15 protein-coding genes and 1 riboswitch are annotated in these 18979 nt (G+C 35.0%); of the genes, 8 read left to right on the plus strand and 7 right to left on the minus strand.

Annotated features, from left to right (window positions below):
* The first annotated feature begins 11 nt into the window (after nt 1-11).
* Nucleotides 12-1688: an oligo-1,6-glucosidase gene (gene malL, locus BG05_RS11825; protein ID WP_002128902.1), complete on the plus strand. Its 1677-nt coding sequence runs from the start codon at nt 12-14 to the stop codon at nt 1686-1688.
* Nucleotides 1689-1726: 38 nt separating this feature from the next.
* On the opposite strand, the gene BG05_RS11830 is transcribed toward malL, so the two are convergent.
* Nucleotides 1727-3487 (minus strand): alpha-glycosidase, encoded by a 1761-nt coding sequence (locus tag BG05_RS11830; RefSeq protein ID WP_003191242.1) that lies wholly within the window; start codon nt 3485-3487, stop codon nt 1727-1729.
* Between the two features lie 324 nt (nt 3488-3811).
* On the opposite strand from BG05_RS11830, the gene BG05_RS11835 reads away from it, so the two are divergent.
* From BG05_RS11835 to malR, 4 genes are all read left to right on the plus strand, one after another.
* Complete coding sequence (locus tag BG05_RS11835) at nt 3812-5071, plus strand: extracellular solute-binding protein (protein WP_002128900.1); 1260 nt, start codon at nt 3812-3814, stop codon at nt 5069-5071.
* Nucleotides 5072-5147: 76 nt separating this feature from the next.
* Nucleotides 5148-6449 (plus strand): maltosaccharide ABC transporter permease MalC, encoded by a 1302-nt coding sequence (malC, locus tag BG05_RS11840; RefSeq protein ID WP_002088367.1) that lies wholly within the window; start codon nt 5148-5150, stop codon nt 6447-6449.
* Nucleotides 6450-7292, plus strand: coding sequence for a maltosaccharide ABC transporter permease MalD (gene malD / locus BG05_RS11845; RefSeq protein WP_002088365.1), 843 nt, complete (start codon nt 6450-6452; stop codon nt 7290-7292).
* 282 nt (nt 7293-7574) lie between these two features.
* Nucleotides 7575-8606, plus strand: a complete 1032-nt coding sequence (gene malR / locus BG05_RS11850; protein ID WP_002014809.1) for a maltose operon transcriptional repressor MalR — start codon at nt 7575-7577, stop codon at nt 8604-8606.
* Between the two features lie 4 nt (nt 8607-8610).
* Here malR and BG05_RS11855 read toward each other — a convergent pair whose 3' ends face one another.
* Nucleotides 8611-9774, minus strand: a complete 1164-nt coding sequence (locus BG05_RS11855; protein WP_002128899.1) for an aminotransferase A — start codon at nt 9772-9774, stop codon at nt 8611-8613.
* A 234-nt stretch (nt 9775-10008) separates the two neighbouring features.
* Nucleotides 10009-10209 carry a hypothetical protein gene (locus tag BG05_RS11860; RefSeq protein ID WP_000929276.1) on the minus strand — a complete coding sequence of 67 codons (201 nt, stop codon included), beginning with the start codon at nt 10207-10209 and terminating at the stop codon, nt 10009-10011.
* 309 nt (nt 10210-10518) lie between these two features.
* On the opposite strand from BG05_RS11860, the gene BG05_RS11865 reads away from it, so the two are divergent.
* Nucleotides 10519-11793 carry a sensor histidine kinase gene (locus BG05_RS11865; protein ID WP_002014814.1) on the plus strand — a complete coding sequence of 425 codons (1275 nt, stop codon included), beginning with the start codon at nt 10519-10521 and terminating at the stop codon, nt 11791-11793.
* A gap of 59 nt (nt 11794-11852) precedes the next feature.
* On the opposite strand, the gene BG05_RS11870 is transcribed toward BG05_RS11865, so the two are convergent.
* The gene (locus BG05_RS11870) at nt 11853-12596 is read right to left on the minus strand and encodes a DUF3967 domain-containing protein (protein WP_002014816.1); all 744 of its coding nucleotides are present in this window, start codon (nt 12594-12596) and stop codon (nt 11853-11855) included.
* A 236-nt stretch (nt 12597-12832) separates the two neighbouring features.
* On the opposite strand from BG05_RS11870, the gene nucA reads away from it, so the two are divergent.
* Both nucA and comJ read left to right on the plus strand, forming a co-directional pair.
* Nucleotides 12833-13267, plus strand: a complete 435-nt coding sequence (gene nucA, locus BG05_RS11875; protein WP_002014817.1) for a DNA-entry nuclease — start codon at nt 12833-12835, stop codon at nt 13265-13267.
* Nucleotides 13268-13306: 39 nt separating this feature from the next.
* Nucleotides 13307-13696, plus strand: coding sequence for a competence protein ComJ (comJ, locus tag BG05_RS11880; protein ID WP_002088359.1), 390 nt, complete (start codon nt 13307-13309; stop codon nt 13694-13696).
* Between the two features lie 41 nt (nt 13697-13737).
* Here comJ and metE read toward each other — a convergent pair whose 3' ends face one another.
* The 3 genes from metE to BG05_RS11895 all read right to left on the minus strand — a co-directional run bounded on the left by metE (nt 13738) and on the right by BG05_RS11895 (nt 18758).
* On the minus strand, nt 13738-16026 hold the full coding sequence (gene metE / locus BG05_RS11885) for a 5-methyltetrahydropteroyltriglutamate--homocysteine S-methyltransferase (protein WP_002014819.1): 2289 nt from the start codon (nt 16024-16026) through the stop codon (nt 13738-13740).
* Nucleotides 16027-16156: 130 nt separating this feature from the next.
* A riboswitch (cobalamin riboswitch) is annotated at nt 16157-16344 on the minus strand.
* 223 nt (nt 16345-16567) lie between these two features.
* The gene (locus BG05_RS11890) at nt 16568-17125 is read right to left on the minus strand and encodes a PadR family transcriptional regulator (RefSeq protein WP_002128898.1); all 558 of its coding nucleotides are present in this window, start codon (nt 17123-17125) and stop codon (nt 16568-16570) included.
* Between the two features lie 91 nt (nt 17126-17216).
* Nucleotides 17217-18758 (minus strand): MDR family MFS transporter, encoded by a 1542-nt coding sequence (locus BG05_RS11895; protein ID WP_002014821.1) that lies wholly within the window; start codon nt 18756-18758, stop codon nt 17217-17219.
* Between the last annotated feature and the right edge of the window lie 221 nt (nt 18759-18979).

Genomic DNA, 18979 nt, shown 5'->3' on the forward strand with positions numbered 1-18979 from the left:
GGGGTAGCATAATGGGAAAACAATGGTGGAAAGAAAGTGTAGTATATCAAATTTATCCTCGTAGTTTTATGGATAGTAATGGTGATGGTATAGGTGATCTTCGTGGTATTCTTGCGAAGCTAGACTACTTAAAAGAATTAGGTATTGATGTAATTTGGTTATCACCAGTCTATGAATCTCCAAACGATGATAATGGTTACGATATAAGTGATTATTGTAAAATTATGAACGAGTTCGGAACAATGGAAGATTGGGATGAACTATTACATGAAATGCATAAACGTAATATGAAACTTATGATGGACTTAGTTGTTAATCATACTTCAGATGAACATAATTGGTTTATTGAATCATGTAAATCGAAAGATAATAAATATAGAGACTATTATATATGGCGCCCTGGAAAAGAAGGGAAAGAGCCGAATAACTGGGGAGCAGCATTTAGTGGATCTGCATGGCAATATGATGAAATGACAGATGAATATTATTTGCATCTGTTTTCTAAAAAACAGCCAGATTTAAACTGGGATAATGAAAAGGTAAGACAAGATGTTTATGACATGATGAAGTTTTGGTTAGAAAAAGGAATTGATGGGTTCCGTATGGATGTTATTAATTTTATTTCTAAAGAAGATGGCTTACCATCTGTTGAAACGGATGAAGAAGGATATGTTTCAGGGCATAAACATTTTATGAACGGTCCGAATATTCATAAGTATTTGCATGAAATGAATGAAGACGTATTGTCTCAGTATGACATTATGACGGTTGGGGAAATGCCTGGTGTAACGACAGAAGAGGCTAAATTGTATACAGGGGAAGCTAGAAAAGAACTGCAAATGGTATTCCAATTTGAACATATGGATTTAGATTCTGGAGAAGGCGGGAAATGGGATGTAAAACCATGCTCACTTCTTACTTTGAAACAAAATTTAACAAAGTGGCAAAAAGCATTAGAACAAACAGGATGGAATAGCCTTTATTGGAATAACCATGACCAGCCTCGCGTTGTATCTCGTTTTGGTAATGATGGAGCTTATCATACTGAATCAGCAAAAATGTTAGCGACAGTACTTCATATGATGAAAGGGACACCATATATTTATCAAGGAGAAGAAATCGGAATGACCAATGTTCGATTTGAATCAATTGATGAATACCGAGATATTGAAACACTAAATATGTATAAAGAAAAAGTTATAGAGCGCGGCGAAGATATAGATAAAGTGATGCAGTCTATATATATAAAGGGCCGAGATAATGCTAGAACTCCGATGCAGTGGGATGATAGAGAACATGCTGGATTCACAACGGGTGAGCCTTGGATTGCGGTAAATCCTAACTACAAAGAGATTAATGTGAAACAGGCAATCCAAGATGAAGAATCAATTTTTTATTACTATAAAAAATTGATTGAATTACGTAAAAACAATGAAATAGTTGTGTATGGAACATATGATTTAATATTAGAAAATAACCCTTCTATTTTTGCTTATGTAAGAACATATGGAGAAGAAAAGCTTCTGGTGATTGCAAACTTTACTGCAGATGAATGTGTATTTGAATTGCCTGAGGACATTATTTATAGTGAAGCAGAGTTATTAATACACAATTATGATGTAGAAAATGTATTGATAGAAAACATTACATTACGACCGTATGAAGCAATGGTATTTAAATTGAAATAAGAAAAGCCTTATGCCACCCTGGCATAAGGCTTTTACTATTACCATTTTAAAATAGAGAATCCATACGGTGGAAGTGTAACTTGTAATACACTTGCTTCCGCTGAAAATTCTTCGTTTGTATAAATGTTAATTATTTTCTTCCTGGTAATATGAAGAGGGAGTGAAGTTGTAACTTCACTGTTAGTAGGATTTAAAACGAAAAAGATAGTTTCATCTTCATATGTTTTTGTATAAGAAATATAATTATGTTCATCATTTGCCTCAATGAATTGAAAAGTACCATTTCCTCCAAATGCTTTATGTTGTTTCCGTAATGAAATTAATGTTTGTATATGTGTAAATAAAAGAGTATCTTGTTCTTTTTCATCCCATATCATACATTTGCGGCAGTCAGGATCCATTCTACCATCCATACCGATTTCATCGCCGTAATAAATACAAGGAGAACCGATGAAAGAAAGGTGAAATACATAGAGTAACTTTAACTTATTTTTATCCCCGTTACATGTTGCTAAAATTCTAGGTGTGTCATGACTGTCTAATAAATGAAATGCCGCTTCATTTACATTCATAGAGTAGGAATGTAGAGAATCGGTAATTTGTTTCATAAATTCACTTGCATGAATGGATTCGTTAGCAAAGTAAGAAAGTAGAGCGTTTGTAACAGGATAGCTCATTACAGCATCAAATTGGTCACCTTGTAGCCATGGGAGTGCATCGTGCCAAATTTCACCTAAAATATATACTTCAGGATTTAATGCTTTTATTTCACTTCGGAATTCTCTCCAAAAACTGTGATCGACTTCATTTGCTACATCAAGGCGCCAACCGTCTATATTGAATTCTCTTACCCAATAACGCCCTACTTCAAGTAAATATTCTTTTACATCTGGGTGTGCTGTATTTAATTTAGGCATATACGGTGTAAATGCGAAAGTATCATAATTGGGAAGTGGCTCGGTTATAATTGGAAATTCATGAATATGGAACCAATCTTTATAGGCGGAATTTTCACCTTGTTCCAGCACGTCTTGAAATTTATCAAAGAAGTACCCGCTATGATTAAAAACAGCGTCGAGCATTACTTTTATACCATGTTTATGACACTCCTGAACGAGTTCTTTGAAAGTTTCTTTCGTCCCAAATTGTGGATCGATTTCCATGTAATCAATTGTGTCATATTTATGATTCGAATGAGCTTTGAAAATAGGAGTGAAATATATTCCGGAAATTCCAAGCTTCACAAGGTAATCAAGGTTTTGAATAATACCAGCAAAATCTCCGCCGAAAAAATTAGTTGGAGTTGGTTCGGTACTTCCCCAAGGGAGGGTGTTTGCTGGATTTAATGTGTTATCCCCGTTAGCGAATCGTTCCGGGAAAATTTGATACCATACTGTGTCTTTAATCCAGGATGGTGCCCTGAAAACGTCTTTTGCATGAACAAATGGAAAGCAGAAAAAGTTACCGACATCGTCATTTGGGATATTAGAAAAAAATCCTCGTTCTGTATAAATAAAAGTTTCTACGTCGTTTTTTAATTCGAATCCATAACGTAAGCGTTTAAATTTTGGTTTGATTGAAACGGACCAATAATCAAATAACTCAGTAGATCCAGTTTTTTTCATCGGTGTACTCGCTGTAATCCATTTCCCGTCCTGCCATTCGTACGGGTCACCGTAGATGAGAGCGGCGTTGTGAACATCATCTCTTTTTGTGTGTATTCGGATGTGAATTGTTTTTTCGTCGTAAGCGTATGCATAATTATCTTTTGGCCTATGATAGATCGCTTCTTTAAGCATATAGAAAATCCCCCTTTAATATCTCTATACATATAGTTCCCTTAAACGAAATAATAAAGATTATGTTGCAAACGATTGCCTTCCACATAACTTTAATATTGCTTATAAGAGTAGTATTCATTTTATGTAAAGTCAATGAATAAAGAGTATGATAAGATTATTTTGAAAATTAATATTTGCAAAATGAATAAAAGGATGTATAATGATAGACAAATAGCGCAAACGTTTTCATAGATTTAGATATTGTTTGCGCTTCTATTAAACAATCAAATGCAAGCGTTTTCAATTAAAGAGGTACATAGACAATTTAGGGAGGTTTTTGGGATGAAGAAAGCATTATCACTATTAACGATTTCAGCATTGTCAATTGGCATGTTATCTGCATGTGGACCGAAAGATTCAGGAAAAAAAGAGGAAAGTAAAGCGAAGAAAGACTATGATCTTCTCGTTTGGGAAGATGATAAAAAAGGTGTTGGTTTAGAACCAGCAGTGAAAAGCTTTGAGGAAAAATATAAAGTAAAAGTAAAAGTTGTTGAAATGCAAATGACAGATCAAGTGAAAAAGTTACGTCTTGATGGACCAGCGGGGACGGGACCAGATGTTGTAACATTGCCACACGATCAAATCGGAAATGCAGTAACAGAAGGCTTAATTTCTGAAGTAAAAGCAGATGATGCTGTGAAGAGTAAATTTACTGACTTATCAATAAAGGCACAAACATACAACGGGAAATTATATGGTTTACCAAAAGCAATTGAAACACCAATTTTTATTTACAATAAAAAATTAATGCAAAAAGCTCCAGAAACGATGGACGAGCTATTTAACTTCTCAAAAGACTTTACGAAGGATGGCAAGTACGGATTTTTAACATTAGGAGATAACTTCTACTTTGCTAACGCGTTTATGGCAGGTATGGGCGGATATGTATTTGGTGAGAAAGACGGAAAGCCAAATGCAAGTGATGTTGGATTAAATAATAGCGGAGCAGTACAAGGTGCTGAATATCTTCAAAAATGGTACAAAGAAAAGTTATTCCCGAAAGGTATTATCGGTGAATCTGGTGGACCTGCTGCTGACGGATTATTCAATGAAGGAAAAGCAGCATCTATTATGAATGGACCGTGGGCGTTCCAAGCGATGGAAAAGAACGGAATTGATTATGGTGTTGCTCCAATGCCGAAATTACCAAATGGTCAACCGATGAAAACATTTGTTGGGGTAAAAGGATGGCATGTAACAAGCTTCTCTAAACAAAATGATTTAGCTACAAAGTTCACTGAGTGGGTAACAAATGAAGAAAATGCAAAAATTCGATTTGAGAAGACAAAAGAGATTCCTCCAGTAAAATCAGTAATGGAAGATCCAATTATTAAAGATAATGAAGCTGCAAAAGCAGTTGCAACTCAATCAGAAAATGGAATTCCAATGCCGAATATTCCAGAAATGCAAGAAGTATGGAAACCAGCTGGAGACGCTCTTCAGTTAGTTGTTACAGAAAAAGAGGCACCAAAATCCGCGCTTGATAGTGCAGTGAAACAAATTAAAGGAAATATTGAGGCAAATCATAGTAAGAAAAAATAAGGTGAAATTCGTGCCTCTAATAGGAGAGGCACGAATTCTCTCCCTTCCAAGTAGGAAGAAAAAAGGGGGAAGGAACATGCAAACATCTATGGAACCAATGAAAGATATGAATGGTTCGAAACATAGGAAAATGGCGACCATGTTATCTATTATTCCAGGCATGGGCCAAATATATAATAAACAATTTGTAAAAGGTCTTATTTTTCTAGTATTAACAGGTTCATTTATTGTAGCATTTGCTGATTTGTTAAATATGGGATTATGGGGAATTGTAACGCTCGGTACAGAAGTTCCACGTGACCATTCTGTCTTTCTATTAGTAGAAGGGATTTTGGCACTTATCGTCATAGTGTTTGGACTCGGAATATATGGATTTAACTTATATGATGCATACCAAAATGGGAAGAAACGTGATATAGGAACACCATTAAACTCAGTAAAAGAGCAATACCGTAACTTATTAGATCAAGGTTTTCCATATTTAATGGTTTCACCAGGATTTCTATTACTAATCTTTGTAGTTGTATTTCCAATCATTTTTGTAATCTTAATTGGATTTACGAACTATGACTTATATCACTCTCCTCCAGCTAAATTAGTAGATTGGGTGGGCTTTAAAAACTTTATTGATATTTTCACATTACCAATGTGGAGAGAGACATTTTTAAGTGTATTTTCTTGGACTGTCATTTGGACATTTGTTGCAACAACATTACAAGTTGCACTTGGTATTTTCTTAGCGATTATCGTAAATCAGCCTGGTATTAAAGGTAAGGCAATTATTCGAACAATCTTCATTTTACCGTGGGCTGTTCCAGCATTCGTATCTATTCTTGTCTTCTCGGGTATGTTTAATGAAACATTTGGAGCAATTAATAATCAAGTATTAGCTTTATTCGGGATTGAAAAGATTGCTTGGATGACAGATCCGTTTTGGGCGAAGATTGCTTTAATTATGATCCAAACGTGGCTCGGTTTCCCATTCGTATTTGCAATGACAACAGGTATATTGCAATCGATTCCAGGAGAATTATATGAAGCGGCTACAGTAGATGGAGCAACTGCTTGGCAACAGTTCCGCAAAATTACATTGCCACTTGTTTTATACGCAACAGCACCAATTTTAATTACACAATATACGTTTAACTTTAATAACTTTAGTATCATTTATCTATTTAACGGCGGAGGTCCTGCTGTAGCGGGGCAAGATGCAGGTGGAACGGATATTTTAATTTCATGGATTTATAAGTTAACGATGACTTCAGCGCAGTACGGAAAAGCAGCAGCTCTTACAATGATTTTATCGTTAATCGTTATTACAGTTGCGTTATGGCAATTTAAGAGAACAAAATCATTCCAAGAAGAGGATATGATGTAAATGAATATTAAACGACAAAAGATGTTACGTCTTTCATTAAGTTATTTGGTTATCTTCATAATGTGTGCGATTATTTTCTATCCATTACTATGGATTATTGGTTCATCGTTTAATCCAGGAGATAGTTTGTCTGGTTCTAGCATTATTCCAAAAAATGCTACGTTAGATCATTATCGTAAGCTACTTGATCTTGATTCAAGTAATTACTTACTTTGGTATAAAAATACGTTAAAAGTTAGTGTTATGACGATGATTTTTTCGGTGTTAGCAATTAGCTTTACTGCTTATGCATTTTCGAGATATCGTTTTGTCGGAAGAAAAAATGGTTTATTAACATTTTTAATTCTACAAATGATTCCGAACTTTGCAGCGTTAATCGCACTATATGTATTAGCGCAGTTGACAGGATTAATTGATACACATCTTGCATTAATTTTAATTTATGTTGGTGGAGCAATTCCAATGAATACTTGGCTTATGAAAGGGTATTTTGATACGATTCCGAAAGAGTTGGATGAGTCAGCCCGCATGGATGGAGCAGGACACTTCCGTATTTTTTGGCAAATCATTATGCCGCTTGCAAAGCCAATCGTAGCGGTTGTAGCATTATTCACTTTCATCGGTCCATTTACAGATTTCATTTTAGCAAGTATTATTTTACGCACGCCGGAAAATTACACTTTAGCAGTTGGACTCTATGAAATGGTAGCGAAGAAATTTGGTAATGAATTTACGACGTTTGCGGCTGGTTCCGTATTAATTGCAATCCCGATTTCGATTTTATTCTTATCACTACAAAAATACTTTATTTCTGGTTTAACAGCTGGAGGTACGAAAGGATGAGAAATGGGACATTATGTCCCATTTTTCTTTTCATCTCTCTATAAAAAAATTATAGAGAGATGAAAAGAGATTTGACATCGCATATGAAAAGAAGTGAAGTAAATAGTATATTATAGTATAGGAAAAAAGAGCTATATCCCTTACAATACATGGAGAGGGAGAATATGATAAGTTTTGCAAGATAGAATAAATAAATGACAGTTTATGACTTCTCCTATGACTTGCAACGGGTGCAAGATAAAATATATGAAAATGGCAGAGAAGTGAAAGGAGGGGATTTTTATGACAGTTACAATTAAAGATGTGGCGAAGAAGGCGAACGTAGCACCATCAACTGTTTCTCGTGTAATTGCTGATAATCCAAGTATAAGTGAAAAGACAAAGCGCCGTGTTCGAAAAGTAATGAGTGAATTAGGGTATCATCCAAATTTAAATGCAAGAAACCTTGCGAACCAAACGACGAAGACACTTGGTCTTGTTATGCCGAGTTCTGCAAGTAAAGCTTTTCAAAATCCATTTTTCCCAGAAGTTATAAGAGGAATTAGTTCATTTGCACATGTGGAAGGGTATGCGCTTTATATGTCGACTGGTGAAACGGAAGATGAAATTTTTAATGGTGTTGTAAAAATGGTACAAGGGCGTCAAATCGGTGGTATTATTCTTTTATATTCAAGAGAGAACGATCGGATTATTCAATACTTGCATGACCAAAACTTCCCGTTTGTTTTAATTGGAAAACCATATGATCGAAAAGATGAAATTACATATGTAGATAATGACAATTATACAGCTGCAAGAGAAGTAGCGGAATATTTGATTTCATTAGGCCATAAACAAATCGCATTCATCGGCGGTGGATCAGATTTACTTGTAACGAGAGATCGTTTGGCGGGGATGAGTGATGCTTTGAAACTAGCAGATATTCTATTGCCGAAAGAGTATATTTTACACTTTGATTTTTCAAGAGAGAGTGGTCAACAGGCTGTTGAGGAATTAATGGGACTAAAGCAACCACCGACGGCAATTATGGCAACGGATGATTTAATTGGACTTGGCGTGTTAAGTGCGCTTTCTAAAAAAGGATTTGTTGTACCGAAAGATGTTTCGATTGTAAGCTTTAACAATGCTTTATTATCAGAAATTGCTAGTCCACCACTTTCGACAGTTGATGTGAATATTTATCAATTAGGGTATGAAGCGGCAAAAGCTTTAGTTGATAAGGTGGAGCATTCTGAATCTACTTCAAAATGCATTATTATTCCGCATAAATTATTGAAGCGTCAAACTTGTGATCATTATGCAACAAAAAGCTAAGAGTTTAACTCTTAGCTTTTTTCTTTAGAAAGGCTTCTAAACGGTCACAGCCTTCTTTTAAAGTTTCAATACTGTAAGCATAGGAAAGGCGAAGGTAGCCTTCACCGTATTCGGAAAATGCGGTTCCAGGAACAACGGCTAGCCCAGCCTCTTTTACAAGATCAAGTGCAAAATCAAATGATGAAGATGTTAAATGTCCAACATATGGGAATAAATAAAATGCACCTGTTGGCTTCTCAACCGTTAAACCCATTTGAATGAGTCTATTATATACGTAATCACAGCGTTTTTTGTATTGATAGCGCATCATCTTCGGGGCATCTTTAGCAGCTGTTAAAGCTTCGATTGCAGCATACTGAGCGATTGAAGTAGCGCATGTAACATTGTATTGATGAACTTTTAATATGTGTTTTGCTAAATATTCTGGAGCAAATAAAAGTCCGATACGCCAGCCGGTCATAGAATGTGATTTTGATAAGCCGTTAATGACAATCGTCTTATCACGCATTTCTGGGAAATGAGCGATAGATGTGTGTTTTTCTTCATATACAAGTTCACTATAAATTTCATCAGAAAGAACGAAAATATTTTTATCTTTTAAGACAGATACAATATCTTCTAATTCTTCTTTTGATAAGGTAACACCAGTTGGATTAGAAGGATACGGTAAAACGACGCATCTTGTTCGTTCTGTAATTGCATGTTGCAATGCTTCAGCTGTTAAACGAAATCCAGTTTCGCGAACATCTATAAAAATAGGAGTTGCACCACATAGCCGAATAATCGGCTCGTAACCAGGGTAAATAGGAGCAGGTAAAATTACTTCCGTTCCTGGTTCTAAAATAGTTCGGAATGCAACATCGATCGCTTCACTAGCACCGATTGTAACAATGGTTTCGTTTTCAGGTGAATAATGTAAATTGTAGTTGTCCTTTACAAAGTTACAAGCTGCCTTGCGTAATTCTAGTAAACCAGCGTTATGTGTATAGCTTGTATAATTTTCTGTAATGGCCCGTTTAGCTGCTTCTTTTACTAGAGAAGGTGTAGGGAAATCGGGTTGCCCAATTGTTAAAGAGATAAGATTATCATAGTTTTGAATCATATTAGAGAACTGACGGATTCCAGAAATTTGGATGTCCTTCACTCTAGGATTAATGAATTGTTCCATTGTATCTCCCTTTCTTCCGTTTGAAAATTAAGTTCATTTTATCATATTTTCAACTATTACGCTTTGTTTATAAAATTTCCCCCGCTATTTGTGAAAGATAAGAATCGTATCTTAAAATTCAGTGGAAGTAAGAAATTATGTGAGGGTTCAAATATCTATAAGAGTATAAGCTGTGTGAGTTAATTAAAGTTTCACTTAAGCATAAACACAAAAAAAGCCGCTGCAAGCGACTTTTTAATAACCGTATTCCCAATCTATTTCATCTTCGTTCCAAAGTACGGAAGATACTTTGCCAAGATGGACAACGGATTCATTTACAGCACATGTACAGTCTTCGTCCCCTGCTTTATGTTGCAATTCTTCGTATACTGATTTTTCAACGTTTTCTAGCACAACCAAATTTTCTTCTTTTAAAACAAGCGTAGTACCCGCCATATTTATCTTCCTCCTACTAAAGTAATGATCACTTATTTGTAAACATAGATAGTATGGATTATATGCTGTATTTTGCGATAGTTGTCCGTCTAGTGAAGTGTTTTTTATTTTCTTTGTAATCCGTATTCATTGTATACTGCACGAAGGAAATTTGGTACAGGGTTTACAATCATTTCGGAAATTTGTAACATTTATTATTAGTTGTTAACAAATAATTAACAAAGATGTTAAGAAAAATCAAAATTTTGAAACAAATAGACTTATAAAATGATATAATCATATCAAAATACATATAGGGGATGAGAGGCTATGGAGCTGATTCGTGATTTAATGATCCAAATTGCCATCATTATTTTACCACTATTTTTATATGAAGCGATTCGTTTAAATCGTTATCAAGGAATGCTTCCGAAGCCTAATCGCTACTTTATTATGTTTTTATCTAGCGTTACACTCGTTCTCTCCATGACATACTCTATTTGTTTTGGTACCGTTTGCGGATACAATTTTCATCCAGTCCCAATTGTTAGTGGTTTTTTATATGGTGGGATTGTTGGGCTCATCCCTGCCATTATTTATGTTGCATATGAATGGATTTTTAAGGGGCTTAGTTGGTTGCCTATGGTAGAAGTTATATTTCTTTCGATAATTCCATTATTTTTGTCAAAGAAATGGTCTCTTTTTTCAAGAGATAAGAAGCTAATATTAGCTTTTATGATTGCATCATTTTATGTTCTTGTTTCATTAGTAGTCGGGATGTTGAATGTCCTTTTAGAAACAGGTTTTACACCGTACATATCTAATCTATATAGTGGGTATATATTTGCATCACTTATTATGGTTATGACAATGGTATTTCAAGTGTATTTGACTGAGTATTTAAACGAAAATGCATTATTGCGTACAGAAATGCAAAAATCAGAAAAACTTAATATTGTAAGTGAGTTAGCTGCAAGTGTTGCACATGAAGTTCGAAACCCTCTCACTGTTGTACGAGGGTTTATTCAATTGCTAGAGAGTACGGAAGACGTAAAAAACAAAGATTATATGCGTCTCGTATTAGCTGAACTGGATCGTGCTGAACAGATTATTTCAGATTATTTAAATTTAGCAAGGCCTCAAATTGAAAAAAAAGAACATATTTGTTTATCAGCACAATTAATTGAAATGACAACTCTTATGTCATCATTTGCAGCGATGCAGGGCGTTTATTTGCAAGTTGAGATTTCTGAGAGCCTTTATACTATCGGCGATAAGACGAAATTGAAGCAAGCTATTATGAATGTTGTTAAAAACGGTATTGAAGCAATTCAAGGAAACAAAGGGTATTTAAAAGTAACAGCTATTCAAAAAGATGAATTGATAATAATAAGAGTTAAAGATAGTGGTGTTGGAATGACAAAAGAACAGTTAGTAAGGCTTGGACAACCGTATTATTCTTTAAAAGAAAAAGGAACAGGATTAGGCCTTATGGTAACATTTAGTATTTTACAAGCGCATAATGGCACATTGGAATATAAAAGTGAAAGCGGAAAAGGAACTGAAGCTATTATTATATTGCCAGCTGTACGATATAAGGAATAAAAGTTACCGATAGAAGGTAACTTTTTATTTTATCGTGCATTAGAAAAAGATACAAAATTTCATTCATTTATTTTTTCTTGTTTTGTTCGAACGAATAAACTTTTAAATGATTGAAAGAAGCTTTGCTCTTTTGAGGCGGCGACTAATCTTTTTGTTTCTTGAATTTCGCGAATAACTTGCATAAGTTGTGTATCACGGTTGCTATCTTTATTGTAAATTTGATTGACAAGTTTATTCATTTTTTCTTCTTGTTTGGATTCTCGCTTATACATATGATTCATTAATAAGTCCATCTTTTCTTTTTGGAGTGCATCTGTTTGAGCGGCGTGAACAACTAGATCTTGTAACATTTTTTCTTGTGAGCCTTCTTTTACATAAACTTGTTGCATTAGTTCATCTAATTTCTCGTCTTTTAAACGATTTTGTGTAATGAGAGTAGAGTTTTGATGAATAATTGCTTCATTTAATTGAGCAAGCATTTCAAGTTTTAGCATGAACTCCTCAAAGTTACGCCCATCTTCTTTTGGTTGCACTTCTTGCTTATCTTGAATAACAGGTACAGGTGGGGCCTCTTTTTCTTTTAAAATAATAGGTATTGTTTCTGAAATGTCCTCTTGTAATGTAGCAGCTCTTTCATGTATAGATTTCAATAGTTTTAAATCATCCAATTTATAAATACGAGCATCAGCTGTTTTTGAAATGATATAACCGTGTTCCTCTAAGAGTTGGCTATATTTTCGGACTATATGTTTTGGGATACCTGTTTTATTTGTAACATCTTTCGTTTTATAAATAGCTTCCATGATAGTTCCTCCCCAAAAAGTATCGTATATATCATTTCAACCTTTTATGTGGACTTCCTTTGAAAAAGAATGTCGGAAGGTTATTAGTTTTCTACAGCATTAGTGAAAAGATGAAGAAAAATGAATGTTTTTGGCGGAATGGAGAGGAAGAGCTAAAATAATGTCTGAAAACATACATAGAAGAAGTTTGTTATAATAACTGAGGAAAAGAAATTGGTAGGAACACGGAGGTACACATGAAGCAATTTAAAGGTATTATCATTTCAATTATTGCAATTCTTTCTCTTTTGGTAGCGGTATATGAAGTACTTGTGCCAGAGGAGACAAGTACTAAAAAAACAACTACGTATGATCAAATTCTAGAGTTCCCGAAAGAACGATATCCAGAGACCGGGAAACATATAACGGATGCTATAAAAGAAGGACATTCGGAAATGTGTACAATTGATCGTAATGGTGCAGCGGATAGAAGGAAATTATCGTTAGCGCCATATCCGACGAAGAAAGGTTATGATCGTGATGAATGGCCGATGGCGATGTGTAAGGAAGGCGGAAAAGGAGCTCATATTGAATATATAAGTCCAGCAGATAACCGCGGTGCAGGTTCTTGGGTAGGGAATAAGCTAGACAAATATCCAGATGGTACGCGTGTGAAATTTGAAGTGAAATAGTAATTGGCATACATTTCATAGTGGAGGAGGGGGATAGTTATGGAATTAACAATTTCATATTCGCAATTAATGATAATGAACTATGATGGTCAGCAGCCTTATGTAGATTGGACTCCTGAAGATTTTGAAAGAGGCTATGCTGAGGTGGATGGAGCTATTATTTTTGAAGCAATCTCTGACTATACTTGTGAAGTGGAAGTTACTTGTGGAAATCATATTGAGAAAGAAGAAGTGGTTAGAACGATATCAGTTCCTTTCACAGTGAAGAATGAAGAAGTATATATAACAAGTATTCTTTCTAATAAATATCATATTCCTATTCCGAACGGGGAATATATGATAGTCTTGCAGGCAACTCCTCTTGAAGAGCCATCAGACGATGAATTGTATAAAGTACAATACGACTTCTATTTTGAGAGTGTAGAATAAAAAAACGTGTTATCCTTTTTGAAGGATAACACGTTTTTTTATTATGCGTTTGTTTTTAGGAGAGAACGAGCGTCTTTTGCTGCCTGAACCATGTGCTCTAAAGCAGGTATAACTTCCTCAGTTCTTCGTGTTTTTAAACCACAGTCTGGATTAATCCAGAAATATTTAGGGTCACATACTTGTAAAGATTGTTCTACGATTGTGAACATTTCATCTTTACTTGGGACACGTGGGCTATGAATATCATATACCCCTAGACCAATTCCTTTTTCATATGTTGTATGCTTTAATGTATTAATAAATTCTCCATGACTTCTTGATGTTTCGATAGAAATAACATCTGCGTCTAACGCTCGAATTGCATCTACAATATCTTCGAAGTTACTATAACACATATGAGTATGAATTTGTGTTTCATTTTCTACAGAAGATGTTGCTAAAAGGAATGATTGAACTGCCCATGTAATGTATGCATCCCAATCTTTTTCTTTTAACGGCATACCTTCACGAAGTGCAGGTTCATCGACTTGGATTACTCTAATTCCGGAAGATTCAAGTAACTCAATTTCATGACGAAGTGCTAATGCAATTTGATATGAAACTTCTTTTCTTGAAATATCATTTCGAACGAATGACCAATTTAAAATAGTGACAGGTCCAGTTAGCATACCTTTTACTACTTTCTCTGTTAAGCTTTGTGCATATACAGTTTCTTTAATAGTCATTCCACTTATAAAGGCAACATCACCATAAATAACAGGTGGTTTTACGCAACGAGAACCGTATGATTGTACCCATCCGTTTTTAGTAAAGGAGAAACCAGCAAGTCTTTCTCCAAAATATTCCACCATGTCAGTTCTTTCGAATTCACCATGTACTAGTACATCAAGACCAATATCTTCTTGGTAACGAATCCACTTTGCAGTTTCTTTTTCAATGAATTGATTATATTGTTCATTTGTAATATCGCCGTTACGCCACTGTTTACGTGTTTGACGAACTTCAGATGTTTGCGGGAAGCTACCAATAGTTGTTGTTGGTAACAACGGTAATTGTAAAGCTACTTGCTGTAGTTCATATCGTTTTTCAAATGGAAGAGGACGTGAGAAATCATCTTCTTTAAGTGATGTACGTGCCACTTTTACATCTTCACGATTACGTGCAGCTGATGAGCGGATTGCATGATGTGCATTACGATATGTTGTTAAATCGCTACTGATGCTTTCTACACCTTTAGTAAGAGCAGAATGGATAAGGACTAGTTCTTCTAATTTTTGATTAGCAAATGCAAGTGCATCAAATAATTCACTTGTTAAGTGCGTTTCTTCCGTTTTATCAATTGGAGTATGCAATAAGCTACAAGAAGGTTGAACAATTAAACCTTTTGCTGTGATTTGATTTTGTAATGTTGTAAATAAAGAAAGTACATCATCAAGATCAGCTCTCCAAATGTTACGGCCATCTATACAACCGATAGCTAAAATTTTATCAGCTGGGAATCCGTATTTTGAAATAGCATTTACATTACCTTCTTTGCCATGAACAAAGTCTAATCCAATACCAGAAACAGGGAATGCAATAATTTCTTCATAGTTCTCTTCTACACTGTCAAAATATGTTTGTAGAAGAAGATTAGCATTTGGAACCTCTTTATGAATAGCTTCGTAAAGTTCTTTCGCTTGATTAATTTCATCTTTTGTTAAAGAGGCGAAGATTGGTTCGTCAACTTGAATAATTTGTGCTCCAGCTGCGTGTAATTCAGAGAATAATTGTACATAAGGTGCAACTAGCTCTTTTAAAATAGTGGCAAATTGCTCTTCGTTATAACCTTTTGCTAGTTTTAGGAATGTATAAGGGCCTAAAATAACTGGTTTTCCATCAACGCCTAACTCTTTTTTCGCTTCTTCATATAAACGAAGAGGACGATTGTCTTTTAAAGAGATTTGTAATCCTTCTTCATATTCAGGAACAATGTAATGATAGTTTGTGTTAAACCATTTTGTCATTTCAGAAGCAACGTGATCTTTAGAGCCGCGTGCCATTGCAAAATATACATCAAGGTAAGAGGTAAACTCTGAAAAACGTGACGGGATGAATCCTAACATGTAGGCCGTATCCAGAACGTGGTCATAATATGTAAAATCGCCAACTGGAATTAATTCAATTCCCTTTTCTTGCTGTACTTTGACGTGTTGAAGGCGAATTTCTTTCATTGTCGTTAAAAATTGTTCTTCATCAATTTTATTGGACCAAAAAGCTTCCAATGTTTTTTTCCACTCTCGTTGTAGTCCGATACGTGGATAACCTAAGTTACTTGTTTGAATTGCCATTTTAAATTCCTCCCTAATTGAAAGTAAGCATTTCCGTTTACTCGGAAATACCTATAACAAAAAGCATAAAGGCATAGAAAAATAAGCCTTCCTTTTTGTTCTTAACACCTCATCATCATCCGTGAGTCTATCAGTGTTGTTAAAATAGGCAGGTATCCTGACTTATGCTTCATATAATTTCTTTCACCTTCCCGTTTTCACAGTGGCACAAAAAAGAAATCTCAGCATTTACAGTGGCGGGACCGTGTTGGAGTTTCACCAAACTTCCCTTTTAAACACGAAGTGAAATATTCGTGTACCTATTTTCCTTTTGAAAGGAATTTAACAAGCGATATGATATTGAAACAAATTCTAACACAATTTTCGGAATTTTGTCCACTGTTTTAAAATAAGAAAATTCTAAAGTTTTTTATTTCTTTTTATTCGGAAAATTAAGTTTTTTTAATGTTTATTTATTATTAAAATGAGGGTGTTTTGAGTTGCGAGGAATAATTATAGTGTTAAGTTTTTCTAGAAGAGGAGGCACCTCTTTTAGAAAAACTTAATCATTATCTACACCTATTTCTGAAAGACGACCTGCAGTTGCATCTTGTAAGAGCGTGTTTAGCCAACGTAATTCAACATTAATATGCTCAATGACGCTTTGTAGAATATATAGTTGAGCACGAGGAACTAGTTGTTTATTATGATCGTATATCGTTTGCATTGTATGTAAATAGAGCATTGTATCATCTCTCTTTTTTTTCAAAATAGGAACTAGAGCTTGTTCGTCGCTAAAGTGAGCGAAAGAGAGCGCTGAATAAATAGGTTTATATATTTGGTTTTTCGCTTCAAATTGTTTTAATAATAAGGTGTGGAAAAGGGCTTTTCCTTCCTCTGTTATATGGAAGATTGTTTTATCTGGTCTATTCGTATCTCTAACAATATTGGTAATGCTAATCGCACCTTGTTTTTCTAATTGCTCGAAGGCGTAGTATAGCGATCCCTTGGCATATTTAATATAACAATCCATTTGTCTTTCTTTCATTATGTGCTGCACTTCATAGGGATGTTTATCTCCTTCGAGTAACAAGCCGAGAATGACTAACTTCATGCTCATGCTGTCTCAACTCCTGTATATAGAAACTTTATATATATTATAAACGGTATATCCTCTTTCATAAAGGGATATACCGTTTCGTTTTTCTATATTAGCTTACTTGTTTTTGTTTTTGCTTTGTTTTTGGTCCTGTTAAAAGACGTTCATTTCCCATAAGTAAAATACAAATTATACTTAGCGTAGCTGGGATAAGTGCCCAGAAAAATGTATTAGCAATAGATGTTGCAAGAGCCTCTTTAATTCCGCTCAGTACTTCAGGAGGTAGCTTTTCAGTAGCATTTGGTGATAATAAAAAGCTTGTGTCTCCACCTTTAGGAGCCATTTTTTCTAGTTCAGGAGGAAAGACTGCTTTTAATTTATCAGTGAAAACATGATTTTGAATCGTACCGAAAATCGTGACGCCAAGGGTCATTCCAAGTGAACGGAAGAATGAGTTCGTGGATGTAGCAGAACCGCGATCTCTCATTTCTAATTTGTGGATAGATGCCATACTTAAAACTGAGAAGGAGAATCCAACTCCAAGTCCAGCAAGCACCATAAACATTGTTACGAGTGTACGAGGTGTTTCCATAGTTAAAGTACTTAGTAAATAAATACCAAGAACGAAGAAAACTCCAGATACTGTCATGATGTTACGATAACTTGTTCGTGAAGCTAATTGTCCACCAGTTTGACTTCCGATTACAGATCCTACCATCATAGGTGTCAAAATTAACCCAGCATTTGAGGCTGAACCACCGAGAACACCTTGAACGAAGATTGGAATATAAACTGTACAGATGATAAAAGCTGCGCCATAGAAAAAGGCAACACCTTGGCTAGCTGCAAATAAAGGTTTTTTAAATAAATGGAAAGAAATAATAGGCTCGGTTGCGTTTCTTTCTACGAAGAAGAAAATAATAAGCAGAATAACAACAGTTGAAAATAAACCAATAATCACATTAGAGTCCCATGCATATTCTTTACCACCAAGTTCTAAAGCAAACATTAAGCAAACGATACTAATGACAAGCGTAATAGCACCAGCCCAGTCAATTTTTTGTTTTCGATATTCTAGAGACTCGCTATAGTATTTAGTAATGAAGAAGAAGGAAATAAGTCCTAACGGAATATTAATATAGAAGACCCAGTGCCAACTTATATAATCTGTAATGTAAGCACCTAATAAAGGTCCGAAAACACTAGATGTTCCGAAAACAGCACCAAATAGTCCGGTCATTTTTCCGCGTTTTTCAGGCGGGAATATATCATACATAATTGTAAATGCGATAGGCATAAGAGCGCCGCCACCAATTCCTTGAATGGCTCTATAAATACTTAGTTGTTCAATACTTGATGCTGTCCCGCAAAGTGCAGAACCAAATAAGAAGAGAATTAATCCGCCAATAAAAAAGCGTTTCCGTCCGTACATATCAGACAGCTTACCGAAAATAGGCATTCCGGCCATTGTTGCTACCATGTAGGCGGATGTGACCCAAACGAATTTGTCGAACCCTCCTAAGTCTCCGACAATCGTTGCCATCGCAGTTGCGACAATTGTGTTATCCATTGCTGCCATTAGAATACCAAGTAGTAAACCAGCAACAACAAATTTTGTTTTACTTGAATCGTTTTTTGATAGTTGTGCTTCCAAAAGTAGCCCTCCTTTAATAAAAATTAAACTAACTTAAGTTTTTTAGTGCAATGCATAAAAAAACTTTATGTACAGTTTGTATAGTTCCTCTTCATTTTATAAAAAATTGCACTGACATGATATAAAGGATGGAAATCATAAATTATATTATAGTCAAATTTGACTAAAAGGCAAATGTTTTCTACCGCCAAATTATTTTATCCCGCTTTAACTGCCCGTTA

Source organism: Bacillus mycoides (assembly GCF_000832605.1).
In the GTDB taxonomy this organism is placed as follows: domain Bacteria; phylum Bacillota; class Bacilli; order Bacillales; family Bacillaceae_G; genus Bacillus_A; species Bacillus_A mycoides.

What these genes read in the sequence shown, in the direction of transcription:
- BG05_RS11890 (WP_002128898.1), bottom strand. Translation starts at nt 17,125, where the DNA reads ATGAGCATGAAGTTAGTCATTCTCGGCTTGTTACTCGAAGGAGATAAA.
- comJ (WP_002088359.1), top strand. Translation starts at nt 13,307, where the DNA reads ATGGAATTAACAATTTCATATTCGCAATTAATGATAATGAACTATGAT.
- malR (WP_002014809.1), top strand. Translation starts at nt 7,575, where the DNA reads ATGACAGTTACAATTAAAGATGTGGCGAAGAAGGCGAACGTAGCACCA.
- BG05_RS11830 (WP_003191242.1), bottom strand. Translation starts at nt 3,487, where the DNA reads ATGCTTAAAGAAGCGATCTATCATAGGCCAAAAGATAATTATGCATAC.
- BG05_RS11835 (WP_002128900.1), top strand. Translation starts at nt 3,812, where the DNA reads ATGAAGAAAGCATTATCACTATTAACGATTTCAGCATTGTCAATTGGC.
- BG05_RS11870 (WP_002014816.1), bottom strand. Translation starts at nt 12,596, where the DNA reads ATGGAAGCTATTTATAAAACGAAAGATGTTACAAATAAAACAGGTATC.
- malC (WP_002088367.1), top strand. Translation starts at nt 5,148, where the DNA reads ATGCAAACATCTATGGAACCAATGAAAGATATGAATGGTTCGAAACAT.
- BG05_RS11865 (WP_002014814.1), top strand. Translation starts at nt 10,519, where the DNA reads ATGGAGCTGATTCGTGATTTAATGATCCAAATTGCCATCATTATTTTA.
- malD (WP_002088365.1), top strand. Translation starts at nt 6,450, where the DNA reads ATGAATATTAAACGACAAAAGATGTTACGTCTTTCATTAAGTTATTTG.
- metE (WP_002014819.1), bottom strand. Translation starts at nt 16,026, where the DNA reads ATGGCAATTCAAACAAGTAACTTAGGTTATCCACGTATCGGACTACAA.
- malL (WP_002128902.1), top strand. Translation starts at nt 12, where the DNA reads ATGGGAAAACAATGGTGGAAAGAAAGTGTAGTATATCAAATTTATCCT.
- BG05_RS11855 (WP_002128899.1), bottom strand. Translation starts at nt 9,774, where the DNA reads ATGGAACAATTCATTAATCCTAGAGTGAAGGACATCCAAATTTCTGGA.
- nucA (WP_002014817.1), top strand. Translation starts at nt 12,833, where the DNA reads ATGAAGCAATTTAAAGGTATTATCATTTCAATTATTGCAATTCTTTCT.
- BG05_RS11860 (WP_000929276.1), bottom strand. Translation starts at nt 10,209, where the DNA reads ATGGCGGGTACTACGCTTGTTTTAAAAGAAGAAAATTTGGTTGTGCTA.